The sequence below is a fragment of the Pseudolysinimonas sp. 10J20-29 genome (assembly GCF_055809595.1).
In genome coordinates this window covers 484290-501323 of record NZ_CM147917.1, presented here as the reverse complement: position 1 = coordinate 501323, position 17034 = coordinate 484290, and the positions used below count along the sequence as shown (strand labels likewise).

Sequence of the window (17034 nt, the reverse complement as noted above, 5' to 3'; positions counted from 1 at the left end):
TAGGGATGTCGAGGCATCGCGTCAACCGTCCGCCGCAGACCGGCGGGCGCCGCGGCGCCCGCGCGCCTCGCCGCTACTGCTTCTTGGAGCGCGACAGGTTGCGCGCGCGCTGCGTGGCGTCGAGCTCGACCTTGCGGATGCGAACCACCTCGGGGGTGACCTCGACGCACTCGTCCTCACGGGCGAACTCGAGGCACTCCTCCAGCGTCAGCCTGCGCGAGGGGGTGAGCTTCTCGAAGGAGTCCGAGGTCGACGAACGCATGTTCGTGAGCTGCTTCTCCTTCGTGATGTTGACGTCCATGTCGTCGGCACGCGAGTTCTCGCCGACGACCATGCCCTCGTAGACCTCCTGCGTCGGCTCGACGAAGAAGCTCATGCGCTCCTGCAGGGCGATCATCGCGAACGGCGTCGCGACACCCGAGCGGTCGGCCACGATCGAGCCGTTGGTGCGGGTGTTGATCTGTCCGGCCCACGGCTCGTAGCCGTGCGAGATCGCGTTGGCGATGCCGGTGCCGCGCGTGATGGTGAGGAACTCGGTGCGGAATCCGATGAGCCCGCGCGAGGGGACGATGAACTCCATGCGCACCCAGCCGGTGCCGTGGTTCGACATCGACTCCATGCGGCCCTTGCGCGCCGCGAGCAGCTGGGTGATCGCGCCGAGGTGCTCCTCGGGGGTGTCGATCGTGAGGTGCTCGAACGGCTCGTGCTTCTTGCCGTCGATGTCGCGCGTGACGACCTGGGGCTTGCCGACGGTGAGCTCGAAGCCCTCGCGGCGCATGTTCTCGACGAGGATGGCGAGCGCGAGCTCGCCGCGTCCCTGCACCTCCCAGGCATCCGGCTTGCCGATGTCGAGCACGCGGATCGAGACGTTTCCGATCAGCTCGCGGTCGAGGCGGTCCTTGACCATGCGCGCCGTGAGCTTGTGCCCCTTGACCTTGCCGACGAACGGCGAGGTGTTGGTGCCGATCGTCATCGAGATGGCGGGGTCGTCGACCGTGATCGCGGGAAGCGGGCGGATGTCGTCGGGGTCGGCGATCGTCTCGCCGATCGTGATGTCCTCGATTCCGGCCACGGCGACGATGTCGCCCGCGTGGGCCTCCTCCGCCGGGTAGCGGTCGAGCGCGCGGGTCTTCAGCAGCTCGGTGATGCGCACGTTCTGGTGGCTGCCGTCGTGCTTGACCCAGGCGACCGTCTGGCCCTTCTTGAGCGTGCCGTTGAAGACGCGCAGCAGGGCGATACGACCGAGGAACGGGCTCGCGTCGAGGTTGGTGACGTGCGCCTGCAGCGGGTGCTCGTCGTCGTACTCGGGAGCCGGCACGTGCTCGAGGATCGCCTCGAACAGCGGCTCGAGGTCGTCGTTGTCCGGCAGGGTGCCGTTCTCGGGCTTGTTGTGGCTGGCGGCACCGGCACGGCCGGAGGCGTAGACCACGGGAACCTCGAGGATCGCGTCGAGGTCGAGGTCGGGCACCTCGTCGGCCAGGTCGCTCGCGAGGCCGAGGAGCAGGTCGTGGCTCTCTTCGACGACCTCGTCGATGCGCGCGTCGGGACGGTCGGTCTTGTTGACCGCCAGGATGACGGGGAGCTTGGCGGCGAGCGCCTTGCGCAGCACGAAGCGGGTCTGAGGCAGCGGCCCCTCGGAGGCGTCCACCAGCAGGACGACGCCGTCGACCATGCTGAGGCCGCGCTCGACCTCACCGCCGAAGTCGGCGTGGCCGGGGGTGTCGATCACGTTGATCGTGATCGGGCCGTCGGTCGCGAACTTGCCGTCGTAGCTGACGGCGGTGTTCTTGGCGAGGATCGTGATGCCCTTTTCGCGCTCGAGGTCATTCGAGTCCATGGCGCGGTCTTCGAGATGCTCGTGCGCGCTGAACGAGTTGGTCTGACGCAGCATGGCGTCGACGAGGGTCGTCTTGCCGTGGTCGACGTGGGCGACGATCGCCACGTTGCGCAGATCGGAGCGGCGAACGGTAGCCATGGAAATACCTCAAAAAAGAATGTGGGGATGCGGCGCAGAAAGTGGCCAGCGTCCAGTTTAGGGGGCTGGACGCCACTCCCACGCGTTCCCGGCAATACCACGGGTGAACGGCGAGGGCGAAACCGACTCGACGGTGTCGCGAACGAGCGTCACGGTCGGGTAGCTGAACAGCGGCAGACCGTAGGCATCCGACCAGAGTTCGGCGTCGAGTTCGGCGAGTGCGGCCGCGCGCTCCTCGGGCGTCAGCGGGGTGGCGAGAAGGTCGATCAGGCGGTCCGCCTCATCGTTCGCGTAGCGGTTCAGGTTGGCGATCGCGGAGTCGCTGCGGTACACGGCAGCGAGCGCATCCCCGCCGAGCGCCTGCGGGTCCCAGGCGAAGATCGCTGCGTCGTAGGCGCCGGCGACGCCGAGCGCGCTCCGCCAGTCGGAGCGCGAGCAGTCGCTCACCCGGAAGCCGGCGCCGGCGGCGCTCTCGGCGATCAGGGAGAAGGCGAGCGCGCGCCGCGGGTCGTCCGCGTCGAAGAGGATGCAGACGCGCGGATCGGACTGCCCGGCTTCGGCCAGCAGCCGTTCCGCTTCGACCAGGTCGGGTTCGGCGAACCGGGCGGAGCCGTTGTCGGCCGCGACCGCCGCGTAGTCGGGCGAGGTCTCCCCCACCACGAACGACTGCAGCGGCACGGCGTCCGGCGCGAACTCCCCGAGCAGTTCGGAGACGAGCGCCGCGCGCGGGATGGTCAGCAGGAAGGCCTCGCGCACGAGCGGGTCGTCGAAGGCTCCGCTGCGGGCGTCGCCGAACTGCAGATCGAGGTGCTCGATGCGGGTCTCGATGCCGTACTCGAGCCGCACGCCGTCAAGGCCGGTGAGCGCGTCGCCGACGGTGTCGCCGGCGATGTCGCCGAGCCGCGCCGGGACGACGTCGAGGTCCCCCGCCCGGAGCCGGTCGATCGCCTCGGCCGGATCGGCCGCCACCCGCAGCCGCACCGTCTCGAAGGCCGGGAGCCGGTCGCCGTCGTACTCGGGATTCGGGCGCAGCACGATGTCGTCTGCGGCGAGCTCGTCGACGACGTAGGGCCCGCTGGCAACCCGCAGCGACGGCTCCGGGAGCACGCCGTCGTCGACGTCGAGCGCGTGATTCCACGCCTCGGCGAGCGCGGCAAGGGCGACGCGGTCGCGCGTCAGGATCGCGTCGGACACCGCCGCCTTCGCCTCCGCGGCGCGTGCCTCCGGGTCGAGGTCCGGGTCGAGGTCGAGCGCGAACTGCGCGAGCGCGTGCGCGGCCACCCCCGGCGCGAGCACCGTCTGCCAGTCGGGCAGGTACCGGTCGAAGTGCACGAAGAGCACCCGCTCGCCCCCGAGCTGCGGGGTCTGCGTGGCGAAGGCGATGCCGCCGGTCGCGGCGCCGTCGAACACGACGCCCGGGTCCGGCTCGTCGGCTCCCTCCGCACCGGCGCCCGGCTCGCCGACCGCACCCGAGGTGGCGGCCCAGGTCAGCAGCAGGTCGACCGCATCCACCGCGACCCCGTCCGACCACCGCGCACCCGGCGCGATCGTGTACTGCACGGTCAGCGGATCGAGGGCGAAGATCTCGGCGGTGCCGAACGACTCGTCGAGCACGAGCGCGCCGTTCGCGTCGCGATAGCCGAACCCGGTTCCGGTGAGCTCGGCGACCTCGGCAGCCGTGCTCGAGGTGCGACCGGACTCGCTCGCCGCGTTGAGCGAGGTGAGCGGCGCCGCGACCGCGATGCGCACCTCGCTTCCGGCGACGACTCGCGAGGAGGTGCACGCCGAGAGCGACAGCGCCACGGCGAGGCCCGTCGCCGCGGCAATCCACCGTTGGATCGTCACCGGCGTTCGCCTACTCCGACGTCACGGCGCGGCCACGATCGCCGTGTAGTCGAGCACCGCGCCCCACTCGTGCTCGACCCCGGTGACGCCGGGAGCGTAGCCGCTGCGGATGGTCGGCGACCAGATCGGGATGATCGGCACGGTCTGCCACAGCTCCCCCAGCGCCGCCACGGCGAAGACGGTGGCCCGGTCGTCGTCGCTCGCGGTCGCCGCCTGCGCGATCCGCTGCCGGATGCTCGCCGTCGTCAACGACCTCGGCAGCACCGTCGACAGCGCTGCCCCGAGGGAGCCGGTGTCGACCGCGGTGGTGCGCAGCGTGAACGCGGTGAGCGGCTCATCCGGGTCGCCGAGCGCCGCCGCCAGCTCCTCCGCGCTCCCGAAGGCGACGATCTGAACGTCGAGGTTCAGCACCGCGTCGAACCGCTCGCCGATCTCGGCGGCGAGTCGCACCTCCGGGGTTCCCGCCACGACCGCGATCGTGAGCGCCCCCTCCCAGTCCGAGTAGTCGTTGGCCTGGCGCCAGAGCGAGCGCGCGAGCTCGTCGTTGGCGCGGTCCGTCCAGGCGTCCTCGTTGCCGCTCACGCCGAAGCTGACCGGCAGGAAGCCGAGGGCGGGCGCGGCGGCCCCATCGGTCAGGTCGCGCACCAGGATCGCGCGGTCGACCGTGTGGGAGAGGGCCGCGCGCCGCAGGATCCCCTCCTCGCCGGCAAGGTTGCCCACCGACCGCGGCGGCACCAGCGAGACGAGCGTCGGGAGGGCCGCCTCGCTGACCCGGCCGTGCAGCAGGGCGGAGAGCGACCCGTCGGTGCGGTCGGGGAGCTCGTCGACGACGTTGATCTCGCCGGCGAGCAGCTCCGCGAACGCGATCGTCGACGTGCGATAGAAGCGGAACGAGACGCCCGAGTTCTGGATGGTGCGGGTGCCGCTGTAGTGCGGATTCGGGATCAGGTCGAGACGGTCCCCCGGTACCCACGAGTCCGCATCGGCGAGCATGTACGGCCCCGCCCCCGCCGGCGCCGCCTCGAAGGCCTCCGGATCCTCGAATGCGGTGGCCGGGAGCGGCAGGAACAGCGGCTGCGCGAGTCGCCGAACGAAGCTGGCGTCCGGCTCTTCGAGGGTGACGGCGAACGTCGACTCGTCCACGATCTCGAGTGCCCCCGACTCGACCAGATCGAACTGAGGGTCCTCGACGTCGTCCGCCTCGTCGGAGTCGATGCTACTGACGAACTCGGCGACGCCGGCGAAATCAGCGAACCCGGTCCGATCCGTGAGGGCGTCACCGAAGTGCGCCCGCTCGCGCCACGCCTCCACGAAGGAGGCGGAGTCCAGCGGCTCGCCGTTGCTGAACCGCGCCTCGGGGTCCACCGTCACCACGAAGCGCATGTTGTCGGCGCTCTCGATCGACTCGGCCAGTTCGAGAATGGGCGCGCCGGTGGGCTCCAGCCGCACCAGCCCGGAGGCGATGGCGGGCAGGATCCGCTGCACGGCCGGGTCGGTCGCGTACTCGGGGGTGATCGGCGACCCCGGCTCGGTGACCGCGATCGAGACCACATTCTCGGGATCGGCGACGACGGACGAGCTGACCGGACCGCACGCGGCGGTCGCCGCGAGGACGGCGCACGCCGTCGCGATCGTGGCCGCCGCCCTCACCCGTGCTCGCATCCTGCTCAGCATAGCCAGGCGAGGTGAGAGGAGGTCAGCCCTGAAGACGCTGCTCGCGTCGCTCGCGCTGGGCCTCCGGGTCCGGCAGCGGCACCGCCGAGATGAGGCGCTGCGTGTACGGATCCTTCGGGCTGCGGAGCACCTCGGAGCTCGTCCCCACCTCGACGATGCGCCCACGGTGCATGACCGCGATCCGGTCGGCGAGCAGGTCGACGACGCCGAGGTCGTGGCTGATGAACAGGGTGGCGAACTGCTGCTCGCGCTGGATCTCCTGCAGCAGCTCGAGCACGCGCGCCTGCACCGAGACGTCGAGCGCGCTGGTCGGCTCGTCGGCGACGAGGACGCGCGGCTTCAGCGCGAGCGCGCGGGCGATGCCGACGCGCTGACGCTGACCGCCGGAGAGCTCATGCGGGAAGCGGTTGCGGTAGTTGCGCGGCAGGTGCACGAGCTCCAGCAGGTCCTCGACGCGCTTGTCGACGACCTTCTGGTCCTTCTCGCCGGCCAGCACGAGCGGCTCGCCGATCGACTGGCCGATGGGCCAGCGCGGGTTGAGCGACGATCCGGGATCCTGGAACACGATGCCGAGACTGCGGCGCACCTCGCGCAGGTCGTTCCGCGAGATGCCGACCATGTTGCGGCCGTCCACCGACAGCTCGCCCGAGTGCGAGGGAACCAGGCCCACGACGGCGCGGCCGATCGTGGTCTTGCCCGATCCGGATTCGCCGACCAGGGCGAGAACCTCGCCCGGGTAGATGTCGAGCGTGGCGCCCTCGACGGCGCGGAACGCGGGCACGCGGCCGCGCTTCGGGTACTCGATCACGAGGTCGCGCATCGACAGCACCGGCTTCACGGCAGCGTCGCGCTGCGCGACGCTGACGGCGGGCCCCTCGGCGGCGAGCTTGGGAACCGCGGCGAGCAGCTCCTGCGTGTACGCCACCTGCGGCTCGCGGAAGACCTGCATCGCGGTGCCGGACTCGACGACCTCGCCGTCCTTCATCACGATCATCTTGTCGGCGAGGTCCGCGACGACACCCATGTCGTGGGTGATCAGGATGATCGCCGAGTTGAGGCGCGTGTGCAGGTTGCGCAGCAGGTCGAGGATCTCGGCCTGCACGGTCACGTCGAGGGCCGTGGTCGGCTCGTCGGCGATGAGTAGCAGCGGGTCGCACGAGATCGACTGCGCGATCATCGCACGCTGGCGCTGGCCGCCGGAGAGCTGGTGCGGGTAGGAGTCGAACGCCTTCTGCGGGTCCGGAAGCTCCACCATCTCCAGCAGCTCCAGCGCGCGCTCGCGCGCCTGCGCCTTCGACAGGTTGGTGTGCACCTGCAGCGCCTCGATGATCTGGAACCCGATCGTGTAGACGGGGTTCAGAGCCGTCATCGGCTCCTGGAAGATCACCGCGATGCGGTTGCCGCGCACCTTGCGCAGGGTCTGCAGGTCGGCCCCGATGAGCTCCTGCCCGGCGAGCTTGGCGCTGCCGAGCGCGCGCCCGTTGTCGGGTAGCAGTCCGAGGATCGCCATCGAGCTGGTGCTCTTGCCGGAACCGGACTCGCCCACGATGGCGAGCACCTCTCCGGGGCTGAGCGAGTAGTCCATGTCGCGCGCGGCGGACACCCACTCGCCGTCGACCCAGAAGTCGACGCCGAGTCCGGAGACCTCGAGGATGGGGGCGGCCGGATCGGTCGCTGTCGTGCTCACAGTCGTGCTCGGCTCTCTGTGCTGGTGCGAGATGGAATCATGGGGTTGTGTCGACTCACGTCATCGCCCCGGTGTGGGGCAAAGTCCTGACCGTGGTCATCGCGGCACTGGCCGCGCTGTCCCTGGTCAGCATCGCGCTCGGACCGGAGCCCGTCGACGCGGCGCGGCTGGCGCCGACGCTGGGCCTGATCGCGCTGGCGACGTGGGCGATCTACTGGCGCCCCCTGGTGCGCATCGACGACAGCGGCGTCACGGTGCGCAACGTGCTGCGCACCTTCACCGTGCCGTGGAGCGCGATCAGCCAGGTCGAGACGCGCTTCGCGTTCACCCTTGTGGCCGACGGCGTTCGCATCGTGGCCTGGGCGGCGCCCGCTCCGGGCCGACTCGCCGCGATGCGCGTGGGGCGCGAGGATCTGCGTCATCTGCCCGAGGGAACGCACGTGGACGGCATGGCGCGCCCCGGCGACAGCGCCGGCAGCGACTCGGGAGCCGCCGCCTACCTGGTTCGCACGGAACTGGCGCGGCGCGCCGAGCTCGGCCTGCCCGCGGAGGGCGCGAGCGTGGAGCGCCGCTGGCACCTGGGAACGATCGCGGCGTTCGCGGCCCTCGGCGCCGCGGCGTTCGTCGCGACGACGTTCGCGTAGCGCGGTCACGAGTCGTCCCGCGGCGGGTTCCGCCGGTCGCGTTCCTCGGCCTCCGAGCGCAGTTCCTCGCCGGACTCGCCGACTCCGGCTCCGCCGACCGTGCCCCCGCCGACGGCGGCCGTGCGGACGGCGGTCGACGAGGCGAGCGCCCGCGCCTTGCGGGTGAGGGCGCGCTTCTGGCGGGGGTCGAACGCGTCGCGCAGACCATCGCCGATGAAGTTGATCGTGAGCGCGATCGCCACGATGATCAGACCCGGCCACCAGAACAGCCACGGACGCGTCTTGAACGCCTCCTGGTACTCGGTGATGATCTGGCCGAGCGAGACGTCGGGCGACTTGATGCCGAAGCCGAGGTAGCTCAGCGAGGTCTCGAGCAGGATCGCCGCGCTCATCAGCAGCGTCGTGTTGACGATGATGACGCCGACCGCGTTCGGGAGGATGTGGCGGAAGATGATCCGCGCATCCGAGGCGCCGGCGACCCGCGCCGCATCCACGAACTCGCGCTCGCGCAGCGAGAGGAACTCGGCGCGCACCAGACGCGCCAGGCCCGGCCAGGCGATCAGGCCGAGCAGGATCGCCAGCAGGATCGCGTTGCCGCCGATCGTGCGGCCGAGCACGGCACCGAGCACCAGCAGCGGAATGATGATGATGACGTCGGTGAAGCGCATCAGGAGCTGGTCGGCCCAGCGGCGGAAGTAGCCCGAGATCGCCCCGACAAGGATGCCGATGATCGTCGAGAGCAGACCGACGATGACGGTGACCGTCAGCGACTGCTGGGTGCCGCGCATGACGCGGGCGAAGACGTCCTTGCCGAGGGTGTCCTGGCCGAACGGGTGCTCGCCGATCGAGAACGGGAAGAGCGTGAGCGTCGGGCTGCCGCCGTTGACGATCGGGTAGTTGGTGTACCAGTCGGCCCACCACCAGCCGGCGAGGCGGAACCCGTCCACGACCTGGCGGCCGGTGTCGGCGTCGACGATCAGGCGACCCGAGCCGCCCACGACGGTGCCGACCGAGCTGAAGGCGAAGAGCGTGATGAAGATCAGCACGCCGAGCGAGATCACAGCGCCGCGGTGGTGCAGGAAGCGGCGGCGGACGATGGTGCCCTGGCTGAGCCCCGCGGTCTCGCGCTGCTCGATCGTCATCTCGTTGGCGGCGGCGTCCGCGCTGGGTTTGGTGTTCGTCATGATCAGCTCACTCGAATCCGGGGGTCAAGGGCCGAGTACACGAGGTCGGCGAGGATGTTCGCGACCACCACCAGGATTCCGGTGATCAGGAAGAAGCCCATCACCAGGTTCACATCCGTGTGCGTCAGTCCGTTGATGAAGAGGGTTCCCATCGCCTGCCAGCCGAAGATCCGCTCGGTGATGACGGCGCCGCCGATGAGCGCGCCGAAGTCGAGCACGACGATCGTGGTGATCGGGATGAGCGCGTTGCGGAAGGCGTGGCGCAGCACGACGACGCGCTCGCTGAGGCCCTTGGCCCGCGCGGTGCGCACGTAGTCCTGGTTCATCACCTCGAGCAGGCTCGCTCGCGCGTAGCGCGTGTAGCCCGCGAACGAGATGAGGGTCAGCGCGAGCGTCGGCAGGATCAGGTGCGCGATGAGGTCGAGCGCGTCGATCCAGATGTCGCCGCTCAGGTTCGGCGTCGTCGCCCCGATGGTGGGGATGATGCCGTAGGAGAGCGGGATCTTGTTGCTGTACTCGTCGAAGACCAGCAGGATGCGGTCGAGGATCAGCACGAGTCCGACGACACCGCCGGTGATGCCCGCCCAGCGTGCCAGCGTCGCGCGGTTCTCGCCGCCGAAGATGAGGCCGAGCAGAACGCCGATGGCGATGCTCGCCAGCAGCGTCAGCGGGATGATCCAGACGACCTCGCGCATGCTGAAGAACAGGAACTGCAGCGGGTACCAGAGGCCGATCAGCACGGCAACGGTGCCGAAGACGGCGATCAGGTATGGGCGCTGACGCAGCCCGCCCGCGGCGAGCAGCACGATCGCGGCCGTGCCCACGCCGAGGATGACGAGCCCGATGATGCCGATCGACGGCTGCGAGAACCACCCGGTCGCCAGCAGAATGCCGAGGATGCCGCCCGAGACGAGCCCCGCCACCGCGAACGTCGTGGCGCGACGCCGCACCGGCCCGCCGATGACGGCCTGCCAGATGAGCCCGCCGAGTGCGCCGAAGGCGATCACGCCGAGGATGGGGACCGCGGGATCGGCCATGAACTGGTTGACCCGGATCGCGCCCCACTCCTTGAGCAGCACCGCGACCCAGAAGACGGGAAGCGAGTAGAGCACGAAGGTGATGAAGGTGATCGTGTAGTCGAAGCCGCTGTACTGGCGCAGCGCCGAGACCATGCCGACGGCGATGCCGAGGATGATCGCGATGAACGTCGCCGCGGTCACGAGCGACAGCGTCGCGGGGACGGCCGCCGCGAGAGCCGCGGTGACCTCCTGGTTGGTCACATAGGACTGCCCGAGGTCGCATTGACCGATGAAGCAGCCGCCGACCCCGGCCAGCCAGCTGAAGTAGCGCAGCGGCACCGGAGTCTCAAGATTCAGTTCGCGAATGCGCTCGGCGATGAGCTCTTCGCGGTTGGGGTCCCGCGACCCGATCAGGTCTTGGAGCGGGTTGCCCGAGTAGGCCGTCAGCAGATAGACGACGAAGGAGGCGGCGAGAAGGACGAGGAACGTCGCGAGCGTGCGCCGAAGCACGAAGGTCAGCATGCGCGGACCACGATCTGGGGAGTCATATCTTCTGGTTCTTTGCGTCAGGGGCGGAGCGGTTGATGGTCAACCGACACGGTTCCGAACGTGCGCGCGCGCCGCGAGCATGCGCTGCGGCGCGCGCGCACGAGAGTGGTCGACACCGGCGGGAAGACGGCTGTGCGTCTTCCCGCCGGCGAGGGATGATCCCTACGCGTCGACCGGAGCCCACTCCCAGAAGTTCCAGAAGTAGTCCGGGCTCAGCGGGTTGCCCTTGACACCGGTGACGGTGTCGCTCGAGACCCAGAGACCCGGGAACTGGTAGAGCGTGGCGCCGTAGGCGTCGCCCCACAGCTCCTGCTCGATCTGCAGCTGCAGGTCGGCCTGAGTGTCGGGGTCCGAGGTGACCTCGAGCGTCGCAAGAAGCTCGTCCACCGTCGGGTTGCAGTAGCCGTTGTAGTTACCGGCCTTGTTGAGCGGCTCGTCGTAGCACGCAAAGATCTGGTCGGAACCAGAGATCGCGAGGCTCGTCGAGGCCCAGGCGAAGACGACCACGTCGTGCGGGTTCACGGGGAACGCCTCGGGGTCGGTGAACGCCCAGTCGGGCTCGCTCGTGTCGATCACGTTGAAGCCGGCGAGGGCCGCGGAGGCCTGCGCGAGCTCGAACTCCTGGCCACGACGGACGTTGCCCTCGGGGTACCAGAAGTTGACGTCGATCGGCGTGTCGACACCGGCCTGCTCGAGGAGAGCCTTGGCCGCGTCGATGTCGGTCGCCGCGTAGAGGTCCGAGCCGTTCTCGGCGACGATTCCGTCGTACGACGGGGCGCCGGGGATGACGAGCTGCGAGTTGCGAACCGACGCGTCGGGGTTGAGCGGCGAGATGATCTTCTCGACGATCTCGTCACGCGGGAGGGTCAGCAGGAACGCCTGGCGCACCAGCTTCGCGGTCTCCTCGTCGCCACCGTAGGTCGCCGGGTCGAACGGACCGCCGTTGTTGAAGGTCAGGTCGATGTGCTCGTACGCGGCCTGGACGCCGGACTCGACGTTGACGCCCGCGAGACCCTGAGCGAGCTCGAGGATGTCGGCGGTCGGCTGGCCGGTCCAGATCTGGATGTCGCCGTTCTCGAGGGCCTGCAGCGCCGCGGTCGAGTCACTGATCGTGCGGATCGTGATCGTCTCGTAGTGCGGCGACGGGCCCCAGCTGAACTCGGGGTTCGCGGTCAGCGTGATGAACTCGTTCTCGGCGATGTCGGACACGATGTACGGGCCGCTCGAGAGGTAGAGGAGCTCGTTGTCGGGCATCGTGGTGTAGCCGTAGCCGTTGTTCCAGACCTCGACGACGGGGGCGAGCCACTCGGTGTCGCCCTCCTGGATCGCCGTGATGAGGTCGGCCTTGGCCGCGTCCTCTTCACCGGCCGGGTACTCGTCCGGGTAGGCGAGCATGACGGTGCCGTGCGCCGAGACGCCCATGCCGAAGGCGAGCTCCCAGTCGACGTACGCGTCGTCGTAGACGAGCGTCATCTTGTGGTCGTCAACCTCGGGCGTCGCCGTCACGAGCGAGAGGCCCGCGGTCGAGGCGGGAGCGAAGTCGGTCACGTTGCCCGAGAGCGCCGCCCACTGAAGCAGCATGTCGGCCTCGTCGACGTCGGTGCCGTCCGACCACTTCACGTTGCTGTTGATCGTGTACTCGACGGTCAGCGGGTCATCGCTGATCTTCTCGAAGGAGCCGAAGTCGGTGTTGCGGATGAGCTCCGGCGTCGCGTCGTAGTACGAGAAGTCCGAGCTGGTCATGTACCGGACGTTGCCGTTCGCGGTGTTGTTGCCCGCGGAGCTGTCGTCGTTGTAGTTGAAGAAGTTGTCGTTGTACGCGACGGTGATCGAGGTGCCCTCGATGACCTCCGACGTATACGGGTTGGTGCAGCCGCTCAGTACGAGCGCACCCGCCGCAACGACAGCGCCAATGGCGGCTGTCTTCCGAATATTCATGCATATCCTCCTGGCAATGTGACGGCGTGGCGCAGGAGGACCCCCCGCGCCGCGCCCAGATAACTACCGACCCTAGGGACGTGACGGGAGAGGTGCAAAATCTTTGGGAGGAATCGTTACACTGCGGAAACGGAAACGAAGATTCTTTGCGTTCGGTGCGGATGTGTGCAGGAAAACCTCGTGATGTGCGGATTCGTTGCGCCGGAGCCGTGAGGACGCCGGGAAATCACCGCCCACCGCGCTTACCATGGGGTCAATGAACTCGCGCCCGCTGTCGACATCCGTGCACTCCGACCTGCTCATCTTCGATGGCGATTGTGCATTCTGCACAACGTGGGTCGCTCGGCTTCGCGACGCGCTGCCCGTATTCCCCGAGGCGCAGCCGTCGCAGTGGACCGATCTATCTGTCTACGCGCTCAGTGACGACGATGTCGCGCGGTACGCCTGGTACGTGACGCCGCGTCGCCAGTACGCCGGACACCTCGCCCTGTCGGCGCTGCTGCGCCGCCAGCCGCGGTTCGGACTGCGACTCCTCGGCTGGCTGATCGCCACGCCGCCGTGGTCGTGGATTGCCGCCGCCGGATACAGCCTGGTTGCCCGCTTCCGCCACCGCCTCCCCGGAGGCACCCCCGCCTGCGCGATGCCGCGTGACTGAGTCGGCCATCCGCGGGCTCGACGTCCGCGCACCCGGCCGCGCGCGGATCCGCTGGGAGATCGCGATCGTGCTCGGGCTCTCGCTCGGGCAGTCGGCCGTCTACTCGATCGTCGCGATCCTCAACCGGCTCACCCTCGAGGTGCCGCTCGCCGAGCAGACGGCGACCCTGAACCCGTCGCGCAGCACCCGGGAGATCTTCGACCTGATCTACCAGCTGCTGTCGATCGGCTTCGCCCTCGTGCCCGTCGTGCTCGTCGGCTTCCTGCTGTGGAGCTCGCAGCGACCCCACCTCGGCCGACTCGGGATCGACGGGACGCGGCCGGCGCGCGACGTGCTGTGGGGCGCCGCCCTCGCGCTCGGCATCGGGATTCCCGGCATCGGCGTGTACCTCGCCGGGCGCGCGCTCGGTCTCAGCGTCGCGGTCGACCCGAGCGGCCTCAACGCCTACTGGTGGACCATCCCCGTGCTGCTCCTGTCGGCGTTGCGCGCCGCGCTGCAGGAGGAGGTGATCGTGCTCGGCTACCTCTTCGCCCGGCTCGGCGACCTGGCCTGGCGGCGCTGGACGATCATCGTCAGCGCCGCCCTCCTGCGCGGCAGCTACCACCTGTATCAGGGCGTCGGCGCCTTCCTCGGCAACGTCGCGATGGGCATCCTGTTCGGCTGGATCTACTCGCGCACGCGCCGCGTCGTGCCGTTCATCGTCGCGCATCTGCTGCTCGACGCCGCCATCTTCGTCGGCTACCCGTGGGCGGCCGCCGCGTTCCCCGAGCTCTTCGGACTGCCCGGCTGAGCCGGGCGCCGGCCCGGCCCGGCTAGGCGAACGCCTCCACGGGCGGGCACGCGCACACCAGATGGCGGTCACCGTAGGCCTGATCGATCCGGCGCACCGGCGGCCAGTACTTGCGGTGCACCAGCTCGGGCACCGGGTACACGGCCTGCTCGCGACTGTACGGCCGCTCCCACTCCCCCGCGATCACCGCGTGGGCGGTGTGCGGCGCACGCACCAGCGGGTTGTCGTCGCGCGGCCAGTCGCCGGCCGCCACCGCATCCGCCTCCGCCTTGATCTGGATCATCGCGTCGACGAAGCGGTCCAGCTCGGCGAGGTCCTCGCTCTCGGTCGGCTCCACCATGAGGGTGCCGGCCACCGGGAAGGACATCGTCGGCGCGTGGAAGCCGTAGTCGATCAGGCGCTTGGCCACGTCATCCACCCTCACGCCGGTCGCCTCGCGCAGCGGCCGCAGGTCGAGGATGCATTCGTGCGCCACGAGGCCGTGCTCGCCCGCGTACAGCACCGGGAAGTGCTCGCGCAGGCGCGCGGCCACGTAGTTGGCGGCGAGCACCGCGGCACCGGTCGCCCGCTGGAGGCCGTCGGCGCCCATCATGCGCACGTACGCCCACGAGATCGGCAGGATGCTCGGGCTGCCGTAGGGCGCCGCGCTCACGATGTTCGCGTGCTCGGGCAGCGTGGCGCCGTCGCGTCCGGCGACCACCTCGCGCTGCTGCATCGGATGCGAGGGCAGGAACTCGGCCAGGTGCGCCTTCGCCGCCACCGGCCCGACCCCCGGGCCGCCCCCGCCGTGCGGGATGCAGAACGTCTTGTGCAGGTTCAGGTGGCTCACGTCGCCGCCGAGGTCGCCGAAGCGCGCGTAGCCGAGCAGCGCGTTCAGGTTGGCGCCGTCGATGTAGACCTGACCGCCCGCCGCGTGCACGGCGGAGGTGATCTCGCGGATGTCGTGCTCGTAGACGCCGTGCGTCGACGGGTAGGTGATCATCAGCGCGGCGAGGTCGTCCGCGTGCTCGGTCACCTTGGCGCGCAGGTCGTCGAGGTCGACGTTGCCGAGCGCGTCGCAGGCGACCACGACGACGCGCATCCCCGCGAGCACGGCGCTCGCCGCGTTCGTGCCGTGCGCACTCGACGGGATGAGGCAGACGGCGCGCTGCGCCTCGCCGCGCGAGCGGTGGTAGCCGCGGATCGCCAGCAGCCCGGCCAGTTCGCCCTGCGAGCCGGCGTTCGGCTGCAGCGACACCGCGTCGTAGCCGGTCACCTCGGCGAGCCAGTCCTGCAGCTGCTCGATCAGCTCCAGGTAGCCGAGCACATCGGACTCGGGGGCGAAGGGATGCAGCCCGGCGAACTCGGGCCAGGTGACCGCCGCCATCTCGGTCGCCGCGTTGAGCTTCATCGTGCACGAGCCGAGCGGGATCATGCCGCGGTCGAGCGCGTAGTCCTTGTCGGCCAGGTACTTGAGGTAGCGCATCATGCCCGTCTCCGAGCGGTGCGTGTGGAAGACCGGATGCGTCAGGTACTCCGACTGCCGGTGCAGCTCCGACTGAATGCTGCGGTGCACCGGCTTGAAGCCGACCGTCGGGGCGGCGTCACCGAGGACGGCGGCGAGCACCGCATCCAGGTCCTCGCTCGTCGTCGTCTCGTCGCAGGCGACGTGCACGGTGTCGGCATCGACCTGCCAGAGCAGCACGTCGCGCTCGGCGGCGGCCGCGACCACCTCGGCGGCGCGACCGGGCACGCGCACGCGCACGGTGTCGAAGAAGGAGTCGTGCACCAGTTCGACGCCGCCCGCGAGCAGCGCGTCGGCGAGCAGGTTCGCCTGCCGGTTCGTCTCGTGGGCGATCCGCTTGAGCCCGCCGGGGCCGTGGTAGACGGCGTACATCGAGGCCATCACCGCGAGCAGAACCTGGGCTGTGCAGATGTTCGAGGTCGCCTTCTCGCGGCGGATGTGCTGCTCGCGCGTCTGCAGCGACAGACGGTAGGCGGGGTAGCCGGCCGCGTCCTGCGAGACGCCGACGAGGCGGCCCGGAAGCTGGCGCTCGAGGCCCGCGCGCACGGCCATGAAGCCGGCGTGCGGTCCGCCGAAGCCCATCGGCACGCCGAAGCGCTGGCTGGAGCCGACCGCGACATCGGCGCCGAACTCGCCGGGAGCGGTCACCAGGGTGAGGGCGAGCAGGTCCGTCGCGGCGACCACGAGAGCGCCGCGCTCGTGGGCGGCGGCGGCGACCTCGGTCGGATCCCAGAGCAGGCCCGAGGCGCCGGGGTACTGCACGAACACGCCGAAGCAGTCGGGGAGGGCGGGGGCGGGGGGTCTCGATACGCCCTGCGGGCTACTCGACCCGCTCGGGGTGTGCGGGCTACTCGACCCGCTCGGGGTGGGCGGGGTGCTCGACCCGGTCTCGGCGGGGGGTCTCGATACGCCCTGCGGGCTACTCGACCCGCTCGGGGTGTGCGGGGTGCTCGACCCGCTGAGGTCGAGGGTGACGAGCTCGATGCCGACGGCCTCGGCGCGGTGCGCCAGCAGGGCGCGCGTCTGCGGCAGCGCATCCGCGTCGACGACGAAGACGTTCGAGCCAGAGCCCGAGGCGCGGCGCGCGAGCAGCATGCCCTCGACGACCGCGGTCGCCTCGTCGAGCATCGACGCGTTCGCGGTGGCGAGACCGGTGAGGTCGGCGACCATCGTCTGGAAGTTGATGAGCGCCTCGAGGCGTCCCTGCGAGATCTCCGGCTGGTACGGGGTGTACGCGGTGTACCAGCTGGGGTTCTCGAGCACGTTGCGCTGGATCACCGCGGGCGTGATCGTGTCGACGTAGCCGAGCCCGATCATCGAGCGCCGCACCCGGTTGCGGCCCGCCAGCACCCGCAGCTCGGCGAGCGCCTCGCGCTCGGTGGCGGCGGCCGGCAGGGAGCTCGCGCGCACGTCGCCCGAGCCCGGACCGTGCTCCGCCACCCGGATGGCGGAGGGCACCGCCGCGTCCATGAGCGCGTCGACCGAGTCGAAGCCGACCGCCTCGAGCATCGTCTTCTGAGCAGCCGGATCGGTGCCGATGTGACGGTCGGCGAAGAGCTCCCGCATGGTG

11 protein-coding genes are annotated in these 17034 nt (G+C 70.0%); 3 read left to right on the top strand and 8 right to left on the bottom strand.

Annotation, left to right across the window (positions count from 1 at the left end):
• Positions 1–73 precede the first annotated feature (73 nt).
• Genes typA through AC0L6Y_RS02480 form a run of 4 tightly spaced genes read right to left on the bottom strand, consistent with a single transcriptional unit; the run spans position 74 to position 7181 of the window.
• Positions 74–1975, bottom strand: a complete 1902-nt coding sequence (gene typA / locus AC0L6Y_RS02495) for a translational GTPase TypA (protein ID WP_473554765.1) — start codon at positions 1973–1975, stop codon at positions 74–76.
• Positions 1976–2032: 57 nt separating this feature from the next.
• A complete protein-coding gene (locus tag AC0L6Y_RS02490; RefSeq protein WP_473554760.1) occupies positions 2033–3820 on the bottom strand; it encodes an ABC transporter substrate-binding protein in 1788 nt (595 codons plus the stop codon).
• A gap of 21 nt (positions 3821–3841) precedes the next feature.
• Entirely contained in the window at positions 3842–5482 is a 1641-nt protein-coding gene (locus AC0L6Y_RS02485) for an ABC transporter substrate-binding protein (RefSeq protein WP_473554754.1), read from the bottom strand.
• Positions 5483–5516: 34 nt separating this feature from the next.
• Positions 5517–7181 carry an ABC transporter ATP-binding protein gene (locus tag AC0L6Y_RS02480; protein WP_473554749.1) on the bottom strand — a complete coding sequence of 555 codons (1665 nt, stop codon included), beginning with the start codon at positions 7179–7181 and terminating at the stop codon, positions 5517–5519.
• A 47-nt stretch (positions 7182–7228) separates the two neighbouring features.
• On the opposite strand from AC0L6Y_RS02480, the gene AC0L6Y_RS02475 reads away from it, so the two are divergent.
• Entirely contained in the window at positions 7229–7825 is a 597-nt protein-coding gene (locus AC0L6Y_RS02475; protein ID WP_473554744.1) for a PH domain-containing protein, read from the top strand.
• A 5-nt stretch (positions 7826–7830) separates the two neighbouring features.
• On the opposite strand, the gene AC0L6Y_RS02470 is transcribed toward AC0L6Y_RS02475, so the two are convergent.
• From AC0L6Y_RS02470 to AC0L6Y_RS02460, 3 genes are all read right to left on the bottom strand, one after another.
• Positions 7831–9009 (bottom strand): ABC transporter permease, encoded by a 1179-nt coding sequence (locus AC0L6Y_RS02470; RefSeq protein ID WP_473554738.1) that lies wholly within the window; start codon positions 9007–9009, stop codon positions 7831–7833.
• Positions 9010–9011: 2 nt separating this feature from the next.
• The gene (locus AC0L6Y_RS02465) at positions 9012–10550 is read right to left on the bottom strand and encodes an ABC transporter permease (protein WP_473554732.1); all 1539 of its coding nucleotides are present in this window, start codon (positions 10548–10550) and stop codon (positions 9012–9014) included.
• Positions 10551–10739: 189 nt separating this feature from the next.
• Entirely contained in the window at positions 10740–12515 is a 1776-nt protein-coding gene (locus AC0L6Y_RS02460) for an ABC transporter family substrate-binding protein (protein WP_473554728.1), read from the bottom strand.
• A gap of 256 nt (positions 12516–12771) precedes the next feature.
• Between AC0L6Y_RS02460 and AC0L6Y_RS02455 the strand changes: the two genes are divergently transcribed.
• Complete coding sequence (locus AC0L6Y_RS02455) at positions 12772–13170, top strand: thiol-disulfide oxidoreductase DCC family protein (protein ID WP_473554724.1); 399 nt, start codon at positions 12772–12774, stop codon at positions 13168–13170.
• The gene (locus AC0L6Y_RS02450) at positions 13163–13960 is read left to right on the top strand and encodes a CPBP family intramembrane glutamic endopeptidase (protein ID WP_473554718.1); all 798 of its coding nucleotides are present in this window, start codon (positions 13163–13165) and stop codon (positions 13958–13960) included. Before AC0L6Y_RS02455 ends, AC0L6Y_RS02450 begins: the two co-directional genes overlap by 8 nt.
• Positions 13961–13982: 22 nt before the next feature.
• Here AC0L6Y_RS02450 and gcvP read toward each other — a convergent pair whose 3' ends face one another.
• A complete protein-coding gene (gene gcvP / locus AC0L6Y_RS02445) occupies positions 13983–17030 on the bottom strand; it encodes an aminomethyl-transferring glycine dehydrogenase (RefSeq protein ID WP_473554712.1) in 3048 nt (1015 codons plus the stop codon).
• Between the last annotated feature and the right edge of the window lie 4 nt (positions 17031–17034).

Bases quoted from the DNA above. Each gene is read 5' to 3' on its own strand.
- AC0L6Y_RS02460 (WP_473554728.1), bottom strand. From the start codon at position 12,515: ATGAATATTCGGAAGACAGCCGCCATTGGCGCTGTCGTTGCGGCGGGT.
- AC0L6Y_RS02485 (WP_473554754.1), bottom strand. From the start codon at position 5,482: ATGCGAGCACGGGTGAGGGCGGCGGCCACGATCGCGACGGCGTGCGCC.
- AC0L6Y_RS02455 (WP_473554724.1), top strand. From the start codon at position 12,772: ATGAACTCGCGCCCGCTGTCGACATCCGTGCACTCCGACCTGCTCATC.
- AC0L6Y_RS02470 (WP_473554738.1), bottom strand. From the start codon at position 9,009: ATGACGAACACCAAACCCAGCGCGGACGCCGCCGCCAACGAGATGACG.
- AC0L6Y_RS02465 (WP_473554732.1), bottom strand. From the start codon at position 10,550: ATGCTGACCTTCGTGCTTCGGCGCACGCTCGCGACGTTCCTCGTCCTT.
- typA (WP_473554765.1), bottom strand. From the start codon at position 1,975: ATGGCTACCGTTCGCCGCTCCGATCTGCGCAACGTGGCGATCGTCGCC.
- gcvP (WP_473554712.1), bottom strand. From the start codon at position 17,030: ATGCGGGAGCTCTTCGCCGACCGTCACATCGGCACCGATCCGGCTGCT.